17 protein-coding genes are annotated in these 24732 nt (G+C 35.8%); 10 read left to right on the top strand and 7 right to left on the bottom strand.

All coding sequences use genetic code 11. From position 1 onward, the window contains the following. The first annotated feature begins 129 nt into the window (after window positions 1-129). From CGC52_RS08460 to CGC52_RS08445, 4 genes are all read left to right on the top strand, one after another. The gene (locus CGC52_RS08460; protein ID WP_042010215.1) at window positions 130-918 is read left to right on the top strand and encodes a DUF2797 domain-containing protein; all 789 of its coding nucleotides are present in this window, start codon (window positions 130-132) and stop codon (window positions 916-918) included. A 77-nt stretch (window positions 919-995) separates the two neighbouring features. Next, the gene (locus CGC52_RS08455; RefSeq protein WP_095894095.1) at window positions 996-2033 is read left to right on the top strand and encodes a Gfo/Idh/MocA family oxidoreductase; all 1038 of its coding nucleotides are present in this window, start codon (window positions 996-998) and stop codon (window positions 2031-2033) included. A 197-nt stretch (window positions 2034-2230) separates the two neighbouring features. Next, window positions 2231-3055 carry a thymidylate synthase gene (locus CGC52_RS08450; RefSeq protein WP_042345479.1) on the top strand — a complete coding sequence of 275 codons (825 nt, stop codon included), beginning with the start codon at window positions 2231-2233 and terminating at the stop codon, window positions 3053-3055. 43 nt (window positions 3056-3098) lie between these two features. Continuing rightward, window positions 3099-6314, top strand: coding sequence for an exodeoxyribonuclease V subunit beta (locus CGC52_RS08445; RefSeq protein ID WP_095894094.1), 3216 nt, complete (start codon window positions 3099-3101; stop codon window positions 6312-6314). 13 nt (window positions 6315-6327) lie between these two features. Here the strand turns inward: CGC52_RS08445 and ftsY are convergent, their stop codons facing one another. The 4 genes from ftsY to CGC52_RS08425 all read right to left on the bottom strand — a co-directional run bounded on the left by ftsY (window position 6328) and on the right by CGC52_RS08425 (window position 10530). Next, complete coding sequence (ftsY, locus tag CGC52_RS08440) at window positions 6328-7284, bottom strand: signal recognition particle-docking protein FtsY (protein WP_042010304.1); 957 nt, start codon at window positions 7282-7284, stop codon at window positions 6328-6330. A 362-nt stretch (window positions 7285-7646) separates the two neighbouring features. Beyond that, window positions 7647-8408, bottom strand: coding sequence for a polysaccharide deacetylase family protein (locus tag CGC52_RS08435; RefSeq protein WP_095894093.1), 762 nt, complete (start codon window positions 8406-8408; stop codon window positions 7647-7649). 15 nt (window positions 8409-8423) lie between these two features. Next, the gene (locus CGC52_RS08430) at window positions 8424-9359 is read right to left on the bottom strand and encodes a glycosyltransferase family 2 protein (protein WP_164462312.1); all 936 of its coding nucleotides are present in this window, start codon (window positions 9357-9359) and stop codon (window positions 8424-8426) included. A gap of 4 nt (window positions 9360-9363) precedes the next feature. Next, window positions 9364-10530: a glycosyltransferase family 87 protein gene (locus CGC52_RS08425; RefSeq protein WP_095894091.1), complete on the bottom strand. Its 1167-nt coding sequence runs from the start codon at window positions 10528-10530 to the stop codon at window positions 9364-9366. A 118-nt stretch (window positions 10531-10648) separates the two neighbouring features. Here CGC52_RS08425 and CGC52_RS08420 point away from each other — a divergent pair, with 118 nt between their 5' ends. The 5 genes from CGC52_RS08420 (at window position 10649) to CGC52_RS08400 (ending at window position 17847) form a co-directional block, all read left to right on the top strand. After that, on the top strand, window positions 10649-13138 hold the full coding sequence (locus CGC52_RS08420) for a zinc-dependent metalloprotease (RefSeq protein ID WP_095894090.1): 2490 nt from the start codon (window positions 10649-10651) through the stop codon (window positions 13136-13138). Between the two features lie 143 nt (window positions 13139-13281). Next, complete coding sequence (locus CGC52_RS08415; RefSeq protein ID WP_095894089.1) at window positions 13282-13896, top strand: outer membrane beta-barrel protein; 615 nt, start codon at window positions 13282-13284, stop codon at window positions 13894-13896. 17 nt (window positions 13897-13913) lie between these two features. After that, window positions 13914-14522, top strand: coding sequence for a hypothetical protein (locus CGC52_RS08410; protein WP_095894088.1), 609 nt, complete (start codon window positions 13914-13916; stop codon window positions 14520-14522). 120 nt (window positions 14523-14642) lie between these two features. Continuing rightward, a complete protein-coding gene (locus CGC52_RS08405; protein WP_042010199.1) occupies window positions 14643-16460 on the top strand; it encodes a lysophospholipid acyltransferase family protein in 1818 nt (605 codons plus the stop codon). Between the two features lie 10 nt (window positions 16461-16470). Continuing rightward, window positions 16471-17847 (top strand): leucine-rich repeat domain-containing protein, encoded by a 1377-nt coding sequence (locus CGC52_RS08400; protein WP_095894087.1) that lies wholly within the window; start codon window positions 16471-16473, stop codon window positions 17845-17847. A gap of 47 nt (window positions 17848-17894) precedes the next feature. Here CGC52_RS08400 and CGC52_RS08395 read toward each other — a convergent pair whose 3' ends face one another. The 3 genes from CGC52_RS08395 to CGC52_RS08385 all read right to left on the bottom strand — a co-directional run bounded on the left by CGC52_RS08395 (window position 17895) and on the right by CGC52_RS08385 (window position 22331). Beyond that, window positions 17895-18434, bottom strand: coding sequence for a hypothetical protein (locus tag CGC52_RS08395; protein WP_064504530.1), 540 nt, complete (start codon window positions 18432-18434; stop codon window positions 17895-17897). Window positions 18435-18738: 304 nt separating this feature from the next. Continuing rightward, a complete protein-coding gene (locus tag CGC52_RS08390; protein ID WP_095894086.1) occupies window positions 18739-21144 on the bottom strand; it encodes a prolyl oligopeptidase family serine peptidase in 2406 nt (801 codons plus the stop codon). A gap of 8 nt (window positions 21145-21152) precedes the next feature. After that, window positions 21153-22331: an aminopeptidase C gene (locus tag CGC52_RS08385; RefSeq protein WP_095894085.1), complete on the bottom strand. Its 1179-nt coding sequence runs from the start codon at window positions 22329-22331 to the stop codon at window positions 21153-21155. A gap of 309 nt (window positions 22332-22640) precedes the next feature. On the opposite strand from CGC52_RS08385, the gene htpG reads away from it, so the two are divergent. After that, window positions 22641-24524 (top strand): molecular chaperone HtpG, encoded by a 1884-nt coding sequence (gene htpG, locus CGC52_RS08380; RefSeq protein ID WP_095894084.1) that lies wholly within the window; start codon window positions 22641-22643, stop codon window positions 24522-24524. Window positions 24525-24732: the final 208 nt, after the last annotated feature.

The following is a 24732-nucleotide window of genomic DNA, read 5'->3' as shown; positions in this document are numbered from 1 at the left end:
TAAATTCTAATTGAAATAAAACATGTGCCTGAAATTATTACTTTTGCAACACAAATGATTATATCATCGAATATATATTCTGAATATACCACCTTCTAAAATCGGGTAAATTTAATAAAAAAAATAGATATGTTTCAAGGAGTATTACAAAAAATGATGACCGAAATGGCAAATCCTGTACGCTACTACTTGCAATTGGAGAACGATTTTTTATCGGTCAATAGTTTGCTAAATCAACAGATTAAAATAGAATTATCTCATTTTCAATGTTTAAGCTGCGGAAATAACGAACCTATTTTTCGACAAGGGTTTTGCAAAAAATGTTTTTTTGAAATTCCACAAGCCGCCGATTGGATTATGCATCCAGAACTTAGCAAAGCTCATTTAGATATTGAAGATCGGGATTTGGACTACGAAAAACAGATGCAACTGCAGCCTCATTATGTGTATTTGGCAAATTCAAGTAAAGTGAAGGTGGGGGTTACGCGTCATTCACAGGTGCCTACACGCTGGATAGATCAAGGAGCTCATGAAGCTTTGGTAATAGCTGAACTTCCAAACCGTTATTTGGCAGGAATTACTGAAGTTGCTTTGAAAGAGCATGTTTCGGATAAAACCGATTGGCGAAAAATGCTTACGAATACTCTGGAAGACATTGATTTAAAAGAAATTAGAAATCAGCTGTTTACATTCTTTCCTGAGGAAACGAAATCTTATTTTATTGACAATGGTGAAGAGGTTCATATCCAATTTCCTGTGGAACAGTTTCCTCAGAAGGTACATTCTCTTAATTTAATCAATACGCCAGTGTACAATGGAGTGTTGAAAGGAATCAAGGGACAGTACCTCATCTTTGAAGATGGGACGGTTTTCAATGTGCGAGGTAATGAGGGGTATTACGTAAAGTTCTCTATGTAGGAAATGTGTTTGTATCTTTGAACAACAACGTAGGTTCTAGAATGTATATCATGTCAAAACACTAAAAAGATAAAGAAATGAACAAAATAATAAATGTAGGATTAGCTTCTTTTGGGATGAGCGGACGTTTGTTTCACGCTCCATTTGTAGCAAATCACCCACTTTTTCGGTTACAAGCTGTGGTGGAAAGGCATAAAAACGATTCACGAGAAAAGTATTCTCAATCAAAATTGTATCGCTCTTTCAATGAGTTGCTCCATGACGAAATCATTGATTTGATTGTGATCAACACTCCCGTACAAACACATTATGAATACACTAAAGAGGCATTGGAACTAGGGAAAAATGTATTGGTGGAAAAGCCTTTTACCGTTACGAGCGACCAAGCAAAAGAGTTACAGCAATTGGCAGATTCAAACGATTGTTTTTTAAGCGTTTACCAAAACAGGCGTTATGATGGAGATTATCTTAAGGTTAAAGAAATTATTGAAAGTGGAGCTTTAGGAACCATTAAAGAAGTAGAAATCCGATTCGATCGTTTTCGCACCTCAATCAGTGAAAAAAATCATAAAGAAGCTCCCATAGCAGGAGCAGGAGCTCTGCATGATTTGGGAACTCATCTTATTGATCAAGCATTGCAACTATTTGGTTATCCAAAGTTTATATATGCTGATTTAGGATTCCTACGCGAAAAAACACAAACGAATGATTATTTTGAACTCATTCTATTTTATGAAAACGAACTTCGTGTACGCCTAAAATCTTCAACCATATCAAAGGAAAAAGGCTGGGAATATATCGTACACGGTGATCGAGGCAGTTTTTTACAACAACGATTTGACGCTCAAGAGGATATGCTTTCAAAGGGAATTACTCCAACTACCGAAAATTGGCTTCCTAAAGTGCAATATCCGAACGGCATATTACACACCTCTACCGTTTACGAGCAGACCGTAGCTCAACACGGAAACTACATGGATTTTTATCAAAATGTATATGAATCAATGGTTTATGGAAAATCAAATCCTGTTCCTGCTGACCAAGCTGTGCAAACCATGTCTCTGATTGACAAGGCTATTGAAAGTTTTTCTCAAGGAAGGAAAATATCGCTATAGAGATGATTCTATAACATATTCGTTTTAGATGTTAAAAGTCATGAACAACCATTGATGATAACCATTGAGAGGCTTAGCGAAATTGAAAGCCTCTGTTTCGATAAAATAGTATTAATATAACTTTTAAAAACCTCTAGCTATGAAGTGGTTTTTTGTATCTTTGCGGTTCTAAATTTTCTATTTATAAAATTAATAAAATGCAACAATATCACGATTTATTACGACATATTTTAGAACACGGACACAAAAAAGAAGACCGCACTGGAACGGGAACCATTAGCGTATTCGGCTACCAAATGCGGTTCGATTTAAGCAAGGGATTTCCCGTTGTTACCACCAAAAAACTACATTTAAAATCTATTATTCACGAGCTTCTTTGGTTTTTAAAAGGCGATACCAATATTAAGTATTTATCTGACAATGGTGTTCGCATCTGGAACGAGTGGGCTGATGAAAATGGTGACTTAGGCCCTGTGTATGGACATCAGTGGCGTAACTGGAACAACGAAGACATTGACCAAATTAAGCAAGTAATCGAAACCATCAAGAAAAACCCTGATAGTCGTCGTATTATTGTGGCAGCTTGGAATCCTTCTGTATTGCCTGACACTTCAAAATCCTTTTGTGAGAATGTTGCCAACGGAAAGGCCGCTTTACCTCCGTGCCACGCCTTTTTTCAATTCTATGTGGCAGACGGAAAACTTTCCTGTCAGCTTTATCAACGTAGTGCTGACGTGTTTTTAGGGGTACCTTTCAACATAGCTTCGTATGCCTTATTAACAATAATGGTAGCTCAAGTTTGTAAACTGGAAGTTGGCGAGTTTGTACACACTTTTGGAGATGTTCACATTTATAACAATCATCTTGAACAAGTAAAATTACAACTGAGTCGTGAGCCACGTCCTTTACCCATAATGAAGCTCAATCCAGAGGTAACCGACTTATTTTCTTTTAAATATGAAGACTTTACACTAGAAGGTTACGACCCTTATCCTGCCATAAAAGGAGAAGTTTCGGTGTAGATACTTAACAATCAACACATAAAACATTTCAAAAAACATAGCGATGCAATCTTCATATACCATTTACAATGCCTCGGCGGGTTCTGGAAAAACTTATGGTTTGGTAAAGGCCTATTTGAAAATCATTTTAAGCGATGAAAAAATAGACTCTTTTCGTCGCTTATTGGCTATCACATTTACCAATAAAGCTGTTTTTGAAATGAAGGATCGGGTAATTGAAATGCTTACCGAATTTTCAGATATAAAAAGCCTTACCGAAGCTAATTCGATGTTTGAAGAGCTTAGGCAAGAATTGAAAATTGCTCCCGAGAAATTGCGTTCGCGTTCCGAGTCTGTCTTGAAACACATACTCCATAATTATGCTGCTTTCAACATCAGCACTATTGATGGATTCAATCATCAATTGATACGTAACTTTGCCTTCGATTTACAATTAAATCAATTTTTTGAGGTACAGTTAGATCAAAAAACCATACTGCGTACGGCGGTTGACAATCTGATGAGCAGGGCTGGAGAAGATGCTGAAATTACCCAATTACTTATTGATTTTTCAGAAGACAAAATGAAAGAAGACAAGAATTGGGACACTACCAAAGAACTGCTGGAAGTAGCAGAGATGCTCACCAAAGAAAATCACTACACAGCTCTTAAAGAACTGAAAGAGAAGACACTATCTGACTTCATAGCTCTAAAAAAAATACTACAACAAAAACTATCACAAAGCATAGAAACCATACGGCAAATCACCACTGATTTTTTTACACTATTGAATGAAAACGATTTAGATGAAAATATTTTCTCTGGAAAATACATGTTTAACTTTTTCAAAAAAATACAAAACGATCCTAAAAGGGAACCTGTTTGGGGTGCAAACTGGCAATTAAATTTGGAAACAAAACCTTTATACGCTGAATCAAATAAGAAAGGATTAAATACAGCTCTAATTGACAGCCTACAACCTGAATTTGTACGACAGTTCAAAACTGTACAACAACAATTTGGAGAATATAATTTTGTAAAAAATGCACTGCAGTATGTAGTTCCTTTGGCTTTGCTAAATCGTATTCAAAATGAAATAGAATTAATTAAACAGGAAGAAAATATTCTTCCGATTTGGGAGTTTAACTCGGTGATTTCCAACGAAATTACAAAACAAACTATTCCATTTATCTATGAGCGTATTGGTGAGCGTTTCCAGCACTATTTTATTGACGAGTTTCAAGATACATCAGAATTGCAGTGGAATAACCTTAAAGAGTTGATATCCAATGTAGTATCAAGCGAAGATATGAATCAACAACAAGGCTCTGTATTGTTAGTGGGAGATGCCAAACAATCAATTTATCGATGGCGAGGAAGTAAAGCTGAGCAATTTATGGATTTATATCTCAATAAAAAACAGCCTTTTACGATAGGGGGGATTGTCGTAAATTTAGAGGAAAATTACCGAAGTTTAGAAACTATTATTGATTTCAATAATAAATTCTTCAAATTTACTTCCACCTTTTTTGAGTCTGAAGAATATCAAAATTTGTATGCTAATGCCACCCAAAATTACCCCGAATACAAAAGAAATAATCAAAATTTCCCTATTGGATATGTAGATATTCGATTTGTAGATGTTGAACAAGAGGAAGAAAACTACGAAGAGGAAAATATAGCCGATGAATTGGGATATACTCCAAGAGAACTGACTTATTGCAAAGAGGTTTGGGAAACAGTCAAACATGCCAATGAATCGGGAGCCAAAGACGAAGATATTACTATTTTAGTTCGTAAAAAACGTGAGGGATTGGCATTAGCCTCCTATCTTTCTGCACAAGGAAAAAAAATTATTTCTCCTGATTCCCTTTTGTTGAAAAATGTGCCATCAATTCGTTTTCTGATTTCGCTACTACGAGCAGTACAAAATCCTGATAGCAAAGAGTTAAAAGTCAATATGTTATTCGATTTTATCAGTGTAAAAAATACAGCTGATGTACACAACTTCATTACCGAATATATTGACCAACCTATCGATTCTTTTTTTGAAAAATATGGCTTTTCATTGGCTCAATTCAATGGTTATTCCCTTTACGAAGGTATGGCATTAGCAGTCAATCGCTTTGATTTAGCTAACGATTCAGACGCTTACATAGCAAGTTTTCTGGACATCATTTTTGAGTTTAAAAACACCAACAAAGGTGGAATTTCCGATTTTCTTTTGTACTGGGAAGAAAATCAAGACGCTTTAAGTATTAGTTCTCCGGAAGGATTAGATGCTATTTCGATAATGACGGTGCATAAAAGTAAAGGATTATCAGCTCCGGTGATTATCTATGCCTTTGCCGATAGCGAGTTAGTGGATACGAAAAAAGACACGCTTTGGTATCCAGTAGATGCGGAAAATTTTGGTGGTTTTTCACATTTGTTAGTGCGATTCAATAAAGGAATAATCAATTTTGAAACTCAAAGCCAAGAGATTATCAATCAACATAACGAACAAAATAAATTAGACCAAATCAATGTGCTGTATGTGGCAATGACTCGCCCTGAATCCTTCCTTTATGTGATAACAGCTTTACCAAAATCACCTAAAAAGCAAACCTATGGTACACTTCTAAAGGAATTTGCTGGATTACACATTTCCCTTCTGAACCAAAACGAGAAAATACAATGTAACGTTAATGAAAATCAGTCGCATTACACCTTCGGCAGCCCTATTTTCCCACAAAGAAAAAAACAAAAGCAAATTGGCTCAGATGGCTTCATTAAATTTCAGAAGGATTGGAAAACTCCTAACTATAAAATTGCTACTGGAGCTTCTCTTTTGTGGGATACTACTCGAAAAGAGGCTATTGAGCGAGGAAATCTGATGCATAAACTATTAGCCGAAATCAAATATAAGAGTGACATTCAAAAAGTATTAGAAAAAAACCTACAAAATGGTACTATTTCACAAGCTCAACATGAATTGATTGAGAAGCAATTGATTGAGTTGTTACAACGAAAAGAAATACAACCCTATTTCACAGACAGATACAACTACTACATTGAAAGAGAGTTTGTCGATTCTAATGGTAACTATTTCCGTCCAGATCGCATTGCCTATTCTACCGAAGAAAAAATTGCTGTTATCATTGATTATAAGACAGGAAAACCTAATGAAAAAGACGTACAACAGATGTCCTATTATGCCAATAATTTATCCCTGTTAGGCTGGAACATCACCCAAAAGATATTGGTTTATTTGAACACGAGTGAAATCATTTTTGGATAAAGTTACACCTTTCTTAATCTTTAAAAAACGAATCTACGAATTCGTATTTATTGAAGACCTGCAAATGTTCTATGCCTTCCCCTACTCCAATGTACTTCACCGGAATTTGGAATTCGTCTGAAATTCCGATGACTACACCTCCTTTAGCGGTTCCATCTAATTTGGTAACAGCCAAAGCCGACACTTCGGTTGCTTTGGTAAATTGCTTGGCTTGTTCAAAAGCGTTTTGTCCTGTTGAGCCATCCAAAACAAGTAATACATCGTGTGGAGCGTCAGCAATGACTTTTTGCATTACTCGCTTCACTTTAGTCAATTCATTCATCAGATTGATTTTGTTGTGCAAACGTCCGGCCGTATCAATTATAACAACATCAACATCTTGTGCTACAGCCGATGCTAAAGTATCGTAAGCTACAGAAGCTGGGTCACTTCCTGTTTGTTGCTTAACAATTGGCACACCGACTCTGTCTGCCCACACTTGTAATTGGTCAATGGCGGCTGCACGAAATGTGTCTGCTGCACCAAGCATAACTTTATATCCTTTCTTCTTAAATTGATATGCCAACTTACCAATGGTAGTGGTTTTCCCCGCACCGTTGACCCCAACAACCATCATGACATACGGTTTTTTATCCACAGGAATAACAAAATCAGTATCTTCACCGCTGTTAGTCCCTGATAAAAGTCCAGCGATTTCTTCTCGAAGAATTCTATTCAACTCATTAGTTCCTAGGTATTTATCACGAGCTACTCGTTTTTCAATCCGTTCGATAACTTTCAAAGTGGTACTTACGCCGAGATCACTGCTAACTAAAACTCCTTCAAGCTCATCCAGCACATCGTCATCTACTTTGGATTTACCTGCAATTGCCCGACCTAATTTGTCAAAAAAACTTACTTTTGACTTTTCTAGTCCTTTATCAAGAGTTTCTTTTTTTTCCGAAGAAAATATTTTCTTAAAAAAATTCATTGCCATGGACTTCCTGTTTCTAGTTAAATTTTATTGCTTAATATTGTTGTTTTATCATACAAATCAGAATCAAACCCCTATTTTTTCACAAAATTTGCTAAATGTATGAAAGCTACATTCCTTATTTTGGGTGCTAAAATACGGAATAAATTGAAATGTAAAAATTTCTTAGTAATGTATTTCAAATCAAGAAATAAGACAAATCTGCATATCTGTCAAACACATTTTCTGATTTGGACTTTCCTCTCGTATAACTAACTGACATACAACATACATTCACTTCAAAAAAATGGAAATGATTAAAATACTCATATTGTACCTCAAAGAGTGTTCTGCAAAGTTATAAAATTATTTTGAAAATTTTATTTCAAATCTTGGTATAATCCAGTTTTCCAATTATTTTGATGGATGAATTTTAGTAGTTTTTCAAATCGGGAAATCATTTTTTCGCCTGAATTTCGCATTACATAATTCGGAAAATTAAATTCTTTCTGATGCAAATTGGTAAATTCCCAAGGATGAAAATACAATGTAGCGTAATTTCTGTACTTCATCGTTCTTTTTAAAAGAAAATGGTAAAACCACTGCGGAAAGTTGTGAAAAGAAAGCCAAAAAAGAGGAATACGAAATAGCGGACTCACAGCGGCAGGAATTTGCAGAAGTCCTTTTTCAATAAAAATGTGTTTTGATACGTGTAATTTATTGTATCTACCCGGTAGAATGGTCGGGTTTACGGACGAATTATAAATATATCCTGCTTCTTTTACCTCGTTTGCCTCTATTTCTGCCATTCTTGGCATACGAAGTCCTTTTATTTCAGTTTGAAATTGTTTTTCTAAGGCTTCTTTGGACATTTTGAGATGAGAAATTTCAAAATTAGAATGATAATAGGTGTGTGAAGCCAATTCGTGTCCTTCCATCAAAAGACGTTCTATTAAATCAGGACAATTCTGTGCAAAAACAACCGTTGAAAAAAATGTAGCCTTGGCGCTGTATTTTTTTAAAAGGTCTAAAATGGCGATTGTTCCTTCACGTGATATGGCTATTTGTCTTTGGAAATCAATGTTGTAGCCATATTCTTTTGGCATATCAAATTCTTCGATGTCGAATGAAAGATAAATCATTGTGAATTATGTTTTCTAAAAATTTCTTTCTTGAATGATGTAATTGGGTCTGTCTTTAGTTTGTTTAAATATTTTTCCGATATAAATTCCGATAATTCCAAGAATGATCAGTTGTAATCCGCCAAAGAAAACAACTGTCATAATCAGTGATGCCCACCCTGATATTTCTGTTCCGTTTATAAATGAAAAAATCACATAAGGAACGTATAAAATAGATAATAATGAAAAGGCAAAACCAAGATACACAGCAAAATGCAATGGTTTTACACTGAACGCTGTAGCTCCTACCATTGCCAGATGAAGCATTTTTTTTAGAGTATATTTGGTTTTTCCAGAAAATCTTTTCTGTGCAATATACGGAATGTAAACCTGACGAAATCCAGTCCACGGAACCATTCCTCGCAGAAAAGGTTCATTTTCACTCATTGATCGAATTACTGATACCACTGACTTGTCCAACAACCGAAAATCTGCAGCACCATCTTTTATCTCAATATCAGTAATGAAATTCAGTATTTTATAAAAATAAGTAGACGATTTTTTTATCTTATTTGCCGCATCAGGAGCATATTTACGTATCGTAGCCACTACTTGATTTCCTTCTTGCCATTTTCTGACAAGTTCAGGAATGAGAGAAGGTGGGTGTTGCAAATCAGCGTCCATTGAAATTACAGCATCACCAAAAGCATTGTCTAAACCTGCTTTTACAGCCAATTGATGCCCAAAGTTTCTCGAAAAGGAAATATACTTCACATTTTTATACCTCTGACACATTTCTTTTAAAATCTGTAGCGAATCATCAGTGCTTCCGTCATTGACAAAAATAAGGTTAAACGTGTAATTTTCAAGTGATTTTTCTTGAAAAATAGCTTGTACCGAGTCGTATAATACTCGAATATTTCCTGATTCGTTATAACAAGGAACTACGATGTCAATCTGTTTTTTTTGCATTTCTTTAATCATTTCGATTTTCAAAGAGCAATCTGTCTTTATAATTCAAAAAACACATTTCCCAAATCATTACTAACCAAACAATTGCCACAGGAATTGCCCGTAGCGAATATTTAATAATATAAGGTTCTTTTAGGGGTTTAAATATGTCTGTAGGTGAGAGTGATGCTAGTATTGTAAGGGACAAAAGACTTATTTTTAACCATTTGTTTTGGTTCGGACTTGCTACAAACCATATTCCAATACCTACATAAGCTATTATATAAGTACTATTTTCCGTTCCTGTGCTAAACAGACATAAAAACATACTTACAGAGGCTAAAAACATCAACCGAAAATTTTTATTTTGATACTGATTAAAACGTAAATAAGGCAACGTGAATAGTACTAATCCGGTTACAATTACCACTAAATTATTATTAAAAACCCCCGTTCGTTGCAGAAATCCTAATAAGGATAGATTTTGAAGGTTGTATTGTAAAGCATTCATATTCGAATTGTTCTTGACTGCCAATCGTTCAAACCATTCTTGATACTGAGAGATAACATATTGCGGTGAGGAATAAAGCATTGGTAAACAAAATAAAATCACCAACCAAAGTAGTCCCGACCCTATGAATCGTATCTTATCTTTTGAAAAGAAGAAAAAAGCAAGTCCTACAATGCCATAAATTTTTGTTAAAATCCCTATAACAATCAGCAATGTAGCCCAATGGCTTTTCCCTTTTTCTATGAAAACAAATGCTCCTACTAAAATGGCTATTATACTGATATTGAATTGTTGCATTGCTGCTGCGGTATATAAATCGTGAGCTGCAATAAGTAATATTCCTATTATTTGCCATTGTTTCAAAGGCAGTTGACGTATCGCCCAATACAGAAAGAGTACGTTGCTCATAATCCAAAGTGAACAACCTAACCAATTAGGCAAAACAGCGAACGGAGCAATTATAGCGCTAAACAAAATTCCATAATGATTTACATCAAAGTACTCTGTTGGATATTCAGCGTAAAGCGATAGTTTTCCAATGGTGTGACGGAAGACTCCTTCAAAAATCAAATAGTTATTATACTTCCCTCGTATAAAAACATTCTGAATTACGGTAGCAAGAGCCAAACCGAACCACAGCAATGTAACGAAGCGAAAATCCTTAAACAACCGTAGCATCATTTTTTTTTGCAAATATAACTATTTCTGTGAAAAAAGTAATTTATTTTGAAAAACAACGCACATAGGTCTCGTAAAATCATTATCTTTGCCCTTATTGATTTTTATTTATCTAAATTATATGCGTAAATTAACATTATACTTTTCAGCATTGCTTTTATTACTCTCTATAAATGAAGCAAATGCACAGCTTTTCAAAAGCAAGAAGAAAAAAGCCCAAATTGAGGCTGAGGCAAAGAAAAAAGCCGAAGCCGCCAAACCTAAGGGATTTGATGCTATTATCCCAAAAACGGCAAAAACTACACAAGGATTGTTTACCATTCATAAGGTAAACGACAAGTATTTTTATCAGATTCCCGATTCGCTTTTAGGGAAAGAAATGCTGATGGTTACTCGTATTTCCAAAACAGCAACGGGCATCGGTTTTGGAGGAGAAGAAGCTAACAATCAAGTAATTAGATGGGAAAAGAAAGATAAAAAAATATTAGTGAGAATGGTCTCACACAGCATCATTGCTAATGATAGTTTGCCTATTTATGAGGCAGTTATCAACTCGAACGTCGAACCTATTTTAGCTAGTTTCGATATTAAAACACGAGGAAAAGACAGCATTTCATCAGTGATTGAAGTCAATGAGCTTTTTGACAAAGACACCAAACCTTTTGGACTTTCGGAACGCTATCGAAAACAATACAAAATTGGCGGAATAGACACTAAACGAAGTTTTATCGAGCGAATAAAAACATTCCCAAAAAATATTGAAGTGCGTAGTATAAAAACGTACAACGCTTCTGAGCCACCTGCTTATACCAGTCGCATTGCGGGAATTATCACTGTGGAAATCAACAATTCAATGATTTTACTTCCTGAAAATCCTATGAAACGCAGGTATTTCGATGAGCGTGTAGGTTGGTTCACAACCAGTCAAACCGATTACGGACTTCCTGTACAAAGAACAAAATCAGTAACTTATCTTGACAGATGGCGATTAGAAGTAAAAGATGAAGATATCGAAAAATTCAAACGAGGTGAACTTGTTGAACCTAAAAAACCTATCGTCTATTACATCGACCGAGCTACACCCAAAGAGTGGGCTCCGTACATAAAACAAGGTATTGAAGATTGGCAAAAAGCCTTTGAAGCTGCGGGATTCAAAAATGCCATCATCGCGAAAGACCCGCCAACAAAAGAAGAAGACCCTGATTGGGACCCTGACGATATGCGATACTCGGTGGTGCGTTATTTGGCGTCTCCCATACCAAATGCCAATGGCCCACACATTAGCGACCCACGCACAGGTGAAATTCTAAATGCCAATATCAATTGGTATCACAATGTTATGACCTTGCTTCGCAATTGGTTTTTTGTACAAACGGCAGCCATCAATCCTGATGCTCAAAAACCGGAATTTAAAACCGAAATTATGGGACGTTTGATTCGATTTGTGTCTTCACACGAAGTGGGTCACACTCTCGGATTGCCTCATAATATGGGAAGTAGCCACGCTTATCCTGTAGATTCGTTGCGTTCGGCTTCTTTCACCAAAAAACACGGAACAGCTCCTTCCATTATGGATTATGCCCGATTTAACTACATCGCTCAACCTGAGGATAAAGGCGTGGCTTTAATGCCTGAAATCGGGATTTATGACAAATATTCCATCGCTTGGGGATACCGCCCGATTTTGGACAAATCCGCCGAAGAGGAAAAAGAAATATTGAATCAGTGGATTTTAAAACACGCTGGTGACCCGCTTTATCGCTTTGGGCATCAGCAAATGGGACACATCGTTGACCCAAGTTCACAGTCAGAAGATTTGGGAGACGATGCGATGAAAGCAAGTGCCTACGGAATTGCTAACCTTAAACGTATCGTGCCAAATTTGATAAAATGGACAACCAAAGAAGGAGAAACGTATGAGGATTTAAAAAGCCTTTACGGTCAGGTTTTAGGGCAATATCGTCTTTATATCGGACACGTTTCGGCTAACGTTGGAGGTGTTTACGAACATTACAAAACCGCTGACCAATCGGGCGAAGTGTATGTTTATGTTCCGAAAGATATTCAAAAACGAGCTGTTCAATTTCTTAGTAAAGAGGTATTTAAAACGCCATCTTGGCTCATTGATAATGCCATCATCAAACGTATTGAATATGCTGGAACGTTGGAACGTATTAAAAATACACAAGCTATTGGTTTATCACATTTGTTAGACATCGCACGATTGCACAGAGTAATTGAAAATGAAGCTCTTAATGGAGAGAAAGCATACAAAATTACCGAATTGATGAGTGACATCCGAAAAGGTGTATGGACAGAACTCACAACAGGAGCAAAGATTGATGCTTACCGCAGAAATTTACAACGTTCACACGTGGAAATTTTAGGAAAAATATTGCTCGAAACCAAAGCATTGCCTCCTGCTCCACCTAGTCCGTATTTTAAAGGAACGAGTGCTAATGCTCACACCTCAGACATTAAGGCGGCTGTTCGTGCCGAACTTTCACAAATTCGCACGATGGCTCGTTCAGCTTCTTCCTCAGATGCTATGACTCAAAACCACTTGAAAGACATCGTTGCTCGTATTGACAAGCTATTTGATACGAAATAAAATCTTTTCATTTTTTTCAAAAGGAATTATTAATCTCTAAAAAATTGGATTAATAATTCCTTTTTTTCTCTCATAAAATATGAATAATTAACCCAATAGAATACTTTTTCTTACATTTGCATTGTCAATTATTTAGATTTATTATGAATAAATTATTCAAATCTATAAAAAAAGTAGTAGTACCATTGTTTGTACTACTAAACATAAGTTTTCTATTTGCACAAGATAAGGATAATAAAATCCATTGGGGGATTAAAGGAGGTTTGAATTATTCAAGGTTAGCAGCCGTTTACCCTTTGCAAGATGGCCTTCAGGGTAAAGACGATATTTTCTTTGGAGGATTTGCGACCGTAAAAACATCTTTACCTGCTGTCAATTCATTTCTTTTTGAGCTAACTTACTCAGGTCAAGGAGTTTATTATGAAGATATGATTGAAAATCGATACATACATTACAACCTACCTCACCTCTCGATTGGTTACAAAGCTCGTTTCAAACTTCACGAACATATTTTCTATCAATTAGGATTTTCTACCGATTTCTTGTTACGAAAAAATGATATCACTTCGGAATTTCAAAATTTTGACACTACAGTTTCGCTATTCGGATTTGAATTTATCTTCAGCAAAAAAATAAGTGTTTTCTTAGATGGGAAAATAGGTCTCCGACGATCAAATATTAAAAATGATATTATTCCCTTTGAACGTAATGTAACGAATCGTGTGGTTCGTTTTGGAGTTTGCTACTACATTAAATAACTAAATATAAGTTAATTATGAAAAATATATTCTGTGTATTATTTTTCTTTCCGTTTGTGCTAATTGCTCAACAAGATAACAGCACACTGCGTTGGGGAGTTGAAGGAGGTCTAAATTTATCCATTTTTCGTAGTCAGACAGAAAATTTCCACAGTAGCACTGGGGTCAAACCTGATATGTACATGGGGTTTTTCGCTATCAATCAATTTCTGGAGGAGACCGATCTAAAACTTAGTGCTTCTTATTCTCGACAGGGGAGTTATATTCAGGAAAAAAATACTACTAAACACACTATAACAATTGATTATATATCTTTCGGGAACGTATGGAAAGTAGGAGTATGGCGTAGTATTTACTTAGATGTAGGCTTAGTTCTTGACGTAGTAATCAATAATCCGTCAGTTCCTTTTCTGAATAGTAGTAACCTAAAAGGAAAAATTGGAGGAACATTTTTCTTAACAGATAAAATAGCGTTAGAACTCAGCGTCAAAGAATCGTTTTCAGGTATCCATAACCATCTTATGAAACAAATTCCTCCTTTTGATGGTTATATGAGCAATAGAGTTTTTCAGTTTGGCTTGATCTATTTTTTCAAACCCTATGAGCAAAAAGCTATCTTTAAATAGGTTGTCTAGAAAGGAAATCTTAAAGAAAAAGTCTGGCTTAATAAGTTTTTAACCTCATAACAATAGGTATTTCAAATATTTTTATATCTTTGTAGTTTGTGTACAAATTAAGCATAGCGTATGGGACTTGTAAATGCGAAAGAGGTTGCCAAGGCACTCAACATTGATAAATATGGCTTTGTAGGTACTTTTGCAGGGTGGTTACTGATGAAAATCCTTCGGTTATCAAAACTGAATAGGATTTATGATCGTAATAAACATTTGCAAGGAATTGATTTTTTAAATCGGCTATTGGATGAATTTGAAGTTCAGTATGACATGCCAGATGAAGATTTGCAAAACATTCCTAAAGAAGGAGCTTTCATAACTATATCCAATCATCCACTGGGAGCCATGGATGGAGTGTTGCTTTTGAAATTATTAGGAGAGAAACGCCCTGATTTTAAGGTAATGGCGAATTTTCTGTTGCAACGCATTGAACCTCTGTCAAACTATGTGATGCCTGTAAATCCGTTTGAAAATCGTAAAGATGTAAAATCCAGCGTTTTAGGATTTAAACAATCGATTCAACATCTCAAAGAAGGAAAGCCTTTGGGTATATTTCCTGCTGGAGAAGTGTCTACTCAAAAAGAAGGTAAATTTATCGTTGATAAACAGTGGGAAGAAGTAGCTATGCGTTTGGCAAAAAAGGCACAAGTGCCTATCATCCCAATTTATTTCCATGCAAAAAACAGTAAATTGTTTTATTCACTCGCCAAAATCAACGATTCGCTTCGTACGGCAAAACTTCCGTCTGAAATGTTGAGCCAACGAAAAAGACCTATTCACGTACGGATTGGGAAGCCTATATCGGTAAAGACTCAAAACGAGCATACTGATTTAGAATCTTATACTGATTTTTTGCGTAAAAAAACCTATCTATTGGCGAATACATTTGACAAAACTAAGAAAAAGAATCCGCTTACATCCGTATTGAATAAGTCCAATAAATCGGCAGAAACCCCTGAAGAAATCATAGAACCTATTGACATTCAATTGATTGAAAAAGAAATTTCTCTTATTACTGAAAAAGACCTACGACTTTTCAAGAGTAACAATTATGAGGTTTTTCTGGCTCCGTATGAAGACATTCCAAATATTATGACCGAAATTGGAAGGCTTCGCGAAGTTACCTTTCGAGAGGTTGGGGAAGGAACTAATGCATGTATTGACATCGACGATTTTGATGTTTACTATCACCATATGTTTTTATGGGATGCCGATGCTAAAAAAATTGCAGGAGCCTACCGAATGGGATTAGGTGCATACATATTCCCTAAATATGGCATTGATGGTTTTTACACACATAGTTTATTTCGTTTTGAACCTGAACTTTACGATATGATGAGTAAAACCATTGAAATGGGACGTGCTTTTGTGATTTCTGAATATCAACAGCGTCCAATGCCTTTATTTTTACTGTGGAAAGGAATTGCTCACACAACGCTCCGCTATCCTGAACACCACTATTTGTTAGGAGGAGTGAGTATCAGTAATCAGTTCTCAAATTTCTCAAAATCACTCATGATTGAGTTCATGAAATCGAATTACTACGACCCTTATATCGCTCAGTATGTACGACCTAAAAAAGAATTTAAGGTTAAACTCAAAGATGCTGATAAGGATTTTATTTTCGACGAAACCAAGGCAGACCTAAATAAGTTTGACAAAATTATTGATGAGTTGGAACCTGGAACATTACGTTTGCCCGTACTTATCAAAAAATATATCAAACAAAATGCCCGTGTTGTAGCCTTCAACGTTGACCCAAAATTCAATAATGCCATAGACGGGCTAATGTATATCCGAATTGCAGATCTGCCTGAAAGCACCATGAAGCCTGTGATTGAAGAGTTTCAGATTGAAATTGAAGCAAAATTGAAAGAAAATATAACATAAAAAATTTAAAATGAGGGTTTTAAAGCACATTTTTACACTCTGTTTATCCTTTATCTCAATTGACAGTATCGCTCAATCTGAGAAGGAAATACTTGTCATTGAAAATAATATCTTAAAAAAATGTGATTGTGAAAAAATCCCTGCCAATGGACATGTAGTGATACCTTATTTCGTGAAAACCATTGCAAAAGAAGCTTTTAAAGGCTGTCACCGATTAAAATCTATTGAAATTCCAAATACGGTTGAAATTGTTGAGGAAAGAGCTTTTTTTGATTGTTATAACCTAAATAAAATAGACTTATCTCGAGTTTTTGAAATCAAAAAAAGTGCTTTTGCATATTGCACCAATTTGACTGAAATTACCTTAGGGGATGGATTGAAGTCTATTGAAGATAATGCCTTTGAATCATGTTTCAAATTACAGAGTATCACACTTCCCAACTCATTGACCACTTTGGGAAACGAGGCTTTTTCGCAATGTAAGGAACTCGCAAATGTAACTCTTTCAGAAAATCTCATACACCTTCCTTTTAAGGTTTTTTACGAATGTAAAAGTCTAAAAATCATTGAAATACCTAAAAAAACACTCCACATTAGAGCCAGTGCTTTTGCTTTTTGCGAATCGCTGACTTCAGTTTATTTTTTGGGGAATTTAGAAAGTATTGGTAATGATGCTTTTGAACATTGTGTGTCACTCAAAGAGATAGAACTCCCTGATTCTGTGGTACATCTCGGAGCAAGTGCTTTCTTCAATTGCTCGGCATTAGAGTGGATAGGATTACCTGCCTACCTTACTCAAATTAAAAATGACACTTTTTCAGGATGTAATAGCTTGAAAGAGATACATTTCCCTTCGGGTATAGAAAAAATAGGAATGCATGCTTTTCGGAATTGTAGTAGTTTGATTTCCTTGGACTTGCCTATATCTCTAACAGATATTTTATTTGGTGCGTTTAATGAATGTACAAGTTTAAAAATTATAAAATTTGCTGAGAATGTGAATTATATAGGTATTTTTGCCTTTGCCAATTGTGTGAGTTTGGAAAAAGTAGAGCTACCCAAATCTGTTGTAAAAATTGAAGATAGAGTTTTTTACGATTGTAAGAACTTAGCTTCCGTAAAACTATCGAGTCACACAAATAGCATCGGTGTTCAGGCGTTCAGTGGATGTGAAAAGCTAAAAAAAATAGATCTTCCTGCTACGTTAAACTACATAGGTGTGGAAGCTTTTCGCAATTGTAGTTCGTTGGAAGAAATTATCTGTCGAGCAAGTACGCCTCCACAGGTAAATCTATCGTTGGGATATAAGGGTGTAGTAATTGTTCCAAAAAAAAGTCAAGAAGCCTATCTACAAGATGATATTTGGAAGCAAATGATTATCAAATAGTTGATTTTGATAAATCCCTATATACTTCATTATATGAATAAACCTATTTACAACGAAACAGAAATTCCCGCATAAGGCATAAATCCAGAAGCAAAAACACTTGAATCTTTATTGTAAAGTAAGTTATATCTCATCCCCAGTTCTGCATAGGCTTTTCCTCCTATCTGATGGCGATATCCCACACTCACAAACAAGGCATTTTCACTCCTTTTAGCAATATTTTCTGTGATTTTTACTTTTGTCGAAGACATCAAATGTTGATAGGATGTTCCAAAAACAAATCCTTGATAAACATAACTTAAGTAAGGCCCCACACCAAGAGTCCGCATACTAACACTTTTAGTGTTACGAAACGTATAACTTACACTTGCGCCTAATTCTAAATTTTCGATAATTCTATAACCCACACGTGGGGCAATTTGAATATCTAATCTTTCAGAATCAATATTAGCTCCAATGTTTCCACCAATAATCCATTTTCCATCGGAATTGAAAGTTGATGAACTTGACTTTTGAGGAAGTAAAATATTCTGAGAATATCCCATTCCCATGATAAATATACCGAACAAGAAAAATATACTTCTCATAAAGCAAATGCTTTTAGGTTTAATAACACAAATGTATATATTTTTATTGAACAAAACATCATTTCAATAAATTTTTAACAATGGTATACAAAAATAAAAATTGCCTAAAAAATTGTTTTTAAGTTATAACAAATCTACATTCGTGATTTGTTGCTAAAAATCAGCTGGTTGCAAAGCGACTATAAACCCTGAAGTTCATACTGATTATAGTGGATTTAATTCAAAACAATATCTTTTAGGCAATTTTACAGAAAACACTTATTGTTTACAAGTCAGAATAAGTATTTTTTCTTTTCAGCAAAAACTACTTTTTAGCTTTCAGATGTTTTTCTAAAAATTGATCTTGTTCCCAAAGGGTGTGCAATATGCTTTCTTTTGCTTGATATCCATGGCTTTCTAATGGCAGAAGTACCATACGTACTGGAGCTCCCAAGTTTTTAAGAGCTTGGAAATAACGTTCCGTTTGGAAAGTAAACGTTCCTGCATTGTTGTCTGCTGCACCATGAATTAACAAAAGAGGTTTTTTCATTTTGTGAGCGTTCATGAAGGGAGACATGGTGTTATACACCTCAGGAGCATCCCAATAATTTCGTTGCTCTGATTGAAAACCAAAAGGAGTCAGCGTACGGTTATAGGCTCCGCTTCGAGCTATTCCACAAACGAACAAATCAGAGTGTGTGAGTAAATTAGCCGTCATAAACGCTCCGTAAGAGTGTCCTCCCACAGCGACTCTTTTTCTGTCGATATAACCTAATTTATCCAATGCATCAATAGCAGCTTCTCCATTGGCTACTAACTGCTCAATAAAGGTGTCATTAGGTTCTTGCTTATCTTCACCTACAATCGGGAAAGCAGCATCATCCAATACGGCATACCCCTTTGTGACCCAATATATAAAGGAACCATAGTAAGGATACGTAAACTCATTAGGGTTTGCCGTACTTTGCCCTGCTGTGCTTTTACTTTTGTATTCACGCGGATACGCCCAGATGAGTAAAGGCAATTTTTCTTTCTTTTTGAAATCATAATTTTTAGGAAGATACAATGTACCACTCAAAGCAACTCCGTCTTTGCGTGTGTAGTTAATAACTTCTTTATGAATTCCTTTCAAGGATTCAAACGGATTTTTGAAGAAAGTAAGCTGTGTAGTTTTCCCTTTTTTATAATTCTTTACGAAATAATTTGGGTAATCCGTTGCCGATTGTAAACTTACCAACATATCCCCTTTTTTGATGTCCAACACCTCAATAATATTCTCTTTTTGATTTTTTAGTTTCGAGGTATACAGTCGATTTTTTTTCAACGTTTTCAAATCTAATTCATCAAGGAAAGGAAATTGCCCCTCTTTGGTATGTCCTGCTCCTAACCAATAGGTTTTCCCATTTTGAATTTGAAGAACATATCTGTTCCATTGATTTTTAATAGTTTGAGGAGAACCCGGATCATTGTAAACATCCTGATAATTTCGATCAATAATAACCTTTTGTGTGTTATTTTTTAAATTTAATAATATTGCTTTTTGGTTACGGGTATCGTACCAAAGTTCATACACTAAAGTATTTTCTTCATCGCCCCAAATAATGGAATTGAAACGTTGTTTTAGTTTTATCAAAGAAACAGGTGATTGATTGAAAGGAGCTTCCCACTGAAAAACTTCATCGCGGAACTCAGCCTTTTGGTTTTGGTCTCCTCCGTCCAGAGCCTCAACAAAAAACAGCGTGTGTGGCTTATCAGAACGCCAACTCATAGAACGTTTTCCTTTATGGGTCGACGAAAATCCTTTTGGCATATTTTCAATCAAAGGCAAACTATTTACCAGTGCAACTTCTTTTCCTTGAACATCATAAACTTTTGATTCTCTGGGGAAACGATTAAATGGCACAATGTATGAAAACGGTTTTTTAAGCTCGGTTATCATTAAATAGTTCCCATCGGGAGAGAAACTTTCTGAAAGATACATTCCTGCACCTTTAAAAAGGCTTTCTTTTCCATTTAAATCTATCTTTTTCAATTCCGAAGTAACCAAAACTTCAAAATTAAACTCATCAATTTTATTTTTCAACAAATCTTGATATGTTCTGTTTTGTGAAACTTGTCCCGTTCCCACTGATACAATAGGTCCTTTGGGAACGCTTTTAGCTTCGCTCTGTAATGCAGGACGGTTGGTTACCAAAGTTCTTACAAGTAAAAAAGAACCGTCGGGCGACCATGTGTAAGGCATTCCGAAATTAGCATTTAGCAAGTTGCTACTCAATCGTTTTGCTGTAGCCGTTTCCAAGTCAAGTACCCACAACTCTAAACCTTTATCAGTTGTGTGTGTAAAGGACATTTTTTTTTCATCAGGAGAAAACCCTAAATAAGCGATTTTAGCGTTTTCAGGTAGATTTTTCACCTGTTGAGTTTGTTTGTTTCCTACTTTTTGTACTTTTAAATTATTGATGTAAGTCAGGCTACTTGAGGCATTTATATTTGGATTCATTCGTAGACCTCCTAAACGAATTTCCTCTTGATTAAGTTCCTCCAAGTTTCGGTAAGTAGACCGATAGCTAAAAACCATCCACGTACGTTGGCTATTCATCATCACTGATGGAGCCCTTTCAAAATCAGCTAATTGCAAAATCTCCTCTGACGGTTTCTGATATGTCAGATTCTCTTGTGCTGTTAAATAACTCATTGATGAAACGAGTATAAGTGATAAAATTTTTCTCATATATTTAATTATTTTTTCCAATTCTTTAAGATGTCCGCAGGAACACCGTCTTTATGTAGCATAATAGCAGTAGTTTTGTAGGTTACAAATGCTTTGGTAACATACAAATATCCTTGATGGTCGTTGTTCACTCCCCATGAATTTTTTACGATGTAGTACTCCCTCCCGTTTTGATCTTTGGCAAGTCCAACGATGTGCATTGCGTGGTCGTCCGTAGTTTCGTAATTATCGAATGCTTTTTGACGCATTTCCGCAGTGATAGTTCTTTCCTGAGTTGGCGGAGCGTTAAACAACATTTTTTGTTCATCTAAAGTCATTTGATCCAAATCTTTTTCAGGAACAAAAGCTACACCATTTCTCCAACTGAAATAACGCTCACTCACATCCGATGCCCATGCTACAGTAAATCCTTTTTTTAAGGCGTTGTCTATAACTTTAACAAAATCAGCCATTTGAACGTTATAAGCCTGATCGAAGCTCCAGTTATCAGGCACAGCCATTAGCACATTTTTATATTTAGGTTGATCCTCATACGAAATCATCTCCACATAATGATCAGGATTGATACCTACCACCTCTTTAGCAAAGGTCTGTGGGGTGTACTTCTTACCTGCATGTAAGAATGTTTCAGGAACCTGACCCAAATAAGCATCAATCGCTACAGTAAAGGCTTTTTCCCAATTGGGTGTCAATTTTTTGATTTTTTCACGCTTAACGAGTCCCTCTAAAAATCCTTTGAGCACAGCCTGCATTTCGGAAAAGTCATTGCGTGAAGTTCCGTAGTTCAATCCTGAGTAAATATATTGAGGTACAGCTCCATATTTTGCATACATGTTGATAATGTCGTGCAATTCACCTCCGTCACCATAATCCAAATTACCATGAAAACGAACATATTGCTTTGCTTTTTCGATATACGTATTTCTTGCGGTATAAATTTCAGCCAAATCTACTGGCTTTTTACCCATACGACTCATTTCACTTTCTAAAAATGAAGCTCCAGCGTAGCTCCAACATGTACCGCTACTGCCTTGATCTTTCACTTCCATACGTTCTAAATTAATCACAGGTGTAAACTTAAATCCTGCATTTTCACTTTGATTCCCTGCCACGGCACGAATCAGATTGTCTTGTGCCGTTGCTCCAAAAAATGAACCCACAGCAAAAAATAACGCTATTTTTTTCATTTTGATTATATAATTTTAGATGATTATTTTTAACCCTACAAACGTAAGAGTTTATTTTGGAAAATCAAAGAATTTGAAAGAAATGATTACAAATAGTAATGGAATTTAAGCGTTTCGTTTCCATTGTATTGAAGGCTTAATAATCTCTCTTTACTATTGAGAATAGACACTTTAACACATCACATAGCGGACATTTTGTCAGTAATTTTGTTTTGGTATTTTTTTTGCCAAAGCAATTTTCGTAAGTCAAAAATCGTTTGATTTTTTGAGCTTTTTTAATCTTTTAATCATTAAATTATCTCATAAGAAATGAAAGGAAATATTAATGTTTCGGTGGAAAATATTTTTCCACTTATCAAGAAATTTTTATACAGCGACCACGAAATTTTCCTTCGGGAACTCATCTCTAACGCTACCGATGCTACGCTGAAATTAAAGCACTTAACCCAAATTGGCGAAGCAAAAGTGGAGTACGGAAATCCTATCATCGAAGTGAAAATCGATAAGGAAAATAAAACTTTGCATATCATTGATGAGGGCATTGGGATGTCGGGCGAAGAAGTGGAAAAGTATATCAATCAGATTGCTTTTTCAGGAGCAGAAGAATTTTTAGAAAAATACAAAGATACTGCCAAAGATGCAGGTGTAATTGGGCATTTCGGGCTTGGGTTTTACTCTGCTTTTATGGTGGCAAACCAAGTGGAAATCATTACCAAATCGTACACTGACGCTCCTGCCGTAAAATGGACGTGTGACGGCTCTCCTGAATATACTCTTGAACCTGCCGAAAAGTCAGAAAGAGGTACGGAAATCATCTTACACATAGCCGAAGATTCTACCGAGTTTTTGGAAGAATATCGCATCGAGGAATTGTTGCGTAAATACAACAAATTTATGCCAATTCCGATTAAATTCGGAACCAAACAAGAACCGCTTCCTCGTCCTGAAAATGCTGACGAAAATTACAAAACCGAATATCAAACGGTTGACAATATCGTAAATAACCCAAATCCGGCGTGGACAAAACAACCTGCCGATTTGCAAGACGAGGACTATAAAAACTTCTATCGTGAACTTTATCCGATGCAGTTTGACGACCCCTTGTTTCACATTCACCTAAATGTGGATTATCCGTTCAATTTAACGGGAATTTTGTATTTTCCAAAACTATCAGTGGATATGCAAATCCAAAAAGACCGCATTCAATTGTATCAAAATCAAGTTTTTGTAACGGATAATGTGGAGGGAATTGTTCCAGAATTTTTGACAATGCTTAAAGGAGTTATCGATTCGCCAGACATTCCGCTCAACGTGTCGCGTTCGTACTTACAAGCCGATGGCAACGTAAAGAAAATCGCAAATTATATTACCCGAAAGGTTTCCGATAAGTTAAAATCGCTTTTCAATAACAATCGAGAAGATTTTCAATCGAAATGGAACGATATTAAGATTGTTTTGGAATACGGAATGCTTTCCGAACCGAAATTCTACGAAAAAGCGGGCGAATTTGTGCTTTATCCTACGGTGGACGACAAATATTACACGCTTTCGGAGCTTAAAGAAGCCATCAAAGACCAACAAACCGACAAAGATGGAAAATTAGTAGTGCTTTATGCTCAAAATAAAGAGGTACAACACGCTGCCATTGAGGAAGCGAAGGAAAAAGGATATCAAGTGTTGCTTTTGGATTCGCCCATCGTGTCGCATTTGATTCAGAAATTGGAACACGACAACGAAAAGCTGACTTTTGCACGCGTGGATTCGGCTCCGATTGCCAAACTGATTCAAAAAGAAGATACTGCGATTTCCAAATTTTCGGAAGAGGAAAAAACATCGCTTAAAGAAAGCATCGAAAAAAGCATTCCGAGTGAAGGTTTTGTGGTGCAATTGGAAGATTTGGATAGCGACAGCACGCCTTTTAGCATCAATCAGCCCGAATTTATGCGTCGGATGAAAGAAATGAGTGCTACCGGCGGTGGCGGAATGTTCGGAATGGGTAATTTCCCCGAAATGTATCATTTGGTGGTCAATACCAATTCACCTTTGGCAACTTCCATACTTAATGCAAAAAACGAAAACGAAAAACAAAGCCTCATCAAGCAAGCCTTCGATTTGGCACGACTTTCGCAAGGACTTCTGAAAGGGAAAGAACTCACCGATTTCATTAAACGAAATTTTCAGGAATTGAAATAATGATAACTTTTCCATAACTATTGAAAAGCGATGCACAGAAATAGTGTATCGCTTTTCTTTTTGCCCTACATAGGAGGCTCAAAAAAAAATCTGTAAAAGAGCCAATTAGTATCAAAAGACACTTTCTATATTCATACTTTTACAAAGAAATTCACATATTTAAACAGAGAAAATCGTTTCCTCTACTTTCTAAGAAGAATATAGACTC

The organism is Capnocytophaga sp. H2931 (genome assembly GCF_002302535.1).
GTDB lineage: Bacteria > Bacteroidota > Bacteroidia > Flavobacteriales > Flavobacteriaceae > Capnocytophaga > Capnocytophaga canis.
This window is presented reverse-complemented; position numbering and strand designations above follow the sequence as displayed.

What these genes read in the sequence shown, in the direction of transcription:
- CGC52_RS08460 (WP_042010215.1), top strand. Translation starts at nt 130, where the DNA reads ATGTTTCAAGGAGTATTACAAAAAATGATGACCGAAATGGCAAATCCT.
- CGC52_RS08455 (WP_095894095.1), top strand. Translation starts at nt 996, where the DNA reads ATGAACAAAATAATAAATGTAGGATTAGCTTCTTTTGGGATGAGCGGA.
- CGC52_RS08450 (WP_042345479.1), top strand. Translation starts at nt 2,231, where the DNA reads ATGCAACAATATCACGATTTATTACGACATATTTTAGAACACGGACAC.
- CGC52_RS08445 (WP_095894094.1), top strand. Translation starts at nt 3,099, where the DNA reads ATGCAATCTTCATATACCATTTACAATGCCTCGGCGGGTTCTGGAAAA.
- ftsY (WP_042010304.1), bottom strand. Translation starts at nt 7,284, where the DNA reads ATGAATTTTTTTAAGAAAATATTTTCTTCGGAAAAAAAAGAAACTCTT.
- CGC52_RS08435 (WP_095894093.1), bottom strand. Translation starts at nt 8,408, where the DNA reads ATGATTTATCTTTCATTCGACATCGAAGAATTTGATATGCCAAAAGAA.
- CGC52_RS08430 (WP_164462312.1), bottom strand. Translation starts at nt 9,359, where the DNA reads ATGCAAAAAAAACAGATTGACATCGTAGTTCCTTGTTATAACGAATCA.
- CGC52_RS08425 (WP_095894091.1), bottom strand. Translation starts at nt 10,530, where the DNA reads ATGATGCTACGGTTGTTTAAGGATTTTCGCTTCGTTACATTGCTGTGG.
- CGC52_RS08420 (WP_095894090.1), top strand. Translation starts at nt 10,649, where the DNA reads ATGCGTAAATTAACATTATACTTTTCAGCATTGCTTTTATTACTCTCT.
- CGC52_RS08415 (WP_095894089.1), top strand. Translation starts at nt 13,282, where the DNA reads ATGAATAAATTATTCAAATCTATAAAAAAAGTAGTAGTACCATTGTTT.
- CGC52_RS08410 (WP_095894088.1), top strand. Translation starts at nt 13,914, where the DNA reads ATGAAAAATATATTCTGTGTATTATTTTTCTTTCCGTTTGTGCTAATT.
- CGC52_RS08405 (WP_042010199.1), top strand. Translation starts at nt 14,643, where the DNA reads ATGGGACTTGTAAATGCGAAAGAGGTTGCCAAGGCACTCAACATTGAT.
- CGC52_RS08400 (WP_095894087.1), top strand. Translation starts at nt 16,471, where the DNA reads ATGAGGGTTTTAAAGCACATTTTTACACTCTGTTTATCCTTTATCTCA.
- CGC52_RS08395 (WP_064504530.1), bottom strand. Translation starts at nt 18,434, where the DNA reads ATGAGAAGTATATTTTTCTTGTTCGGTATATTTATCATGGGAATGGGA.
- CGC52_RS08390 (WP_095894086.1), bottom strand. Translation starts at nt 21,144, where the DNA reads ATGAGAAAAATTTTATCACTTATACTCGTTTCATCAATGAGTTATTTA.
- CGC52_RS08385 (WP_095894085.1), bottom strand. Translation starts at nt 22,331, where the DNA reads ATGAAAAAAATAGCGTTATTTTTTGCTGTGGGTTCATTTTTTGGAGCA.
- htpG (WP_095894084.1), top strand. Translation starts at nt 22,641, where the DNA reads ATGAAAGGAAATATTAATGTTTCGGTGGAAAATATTTTTCCACTTATC.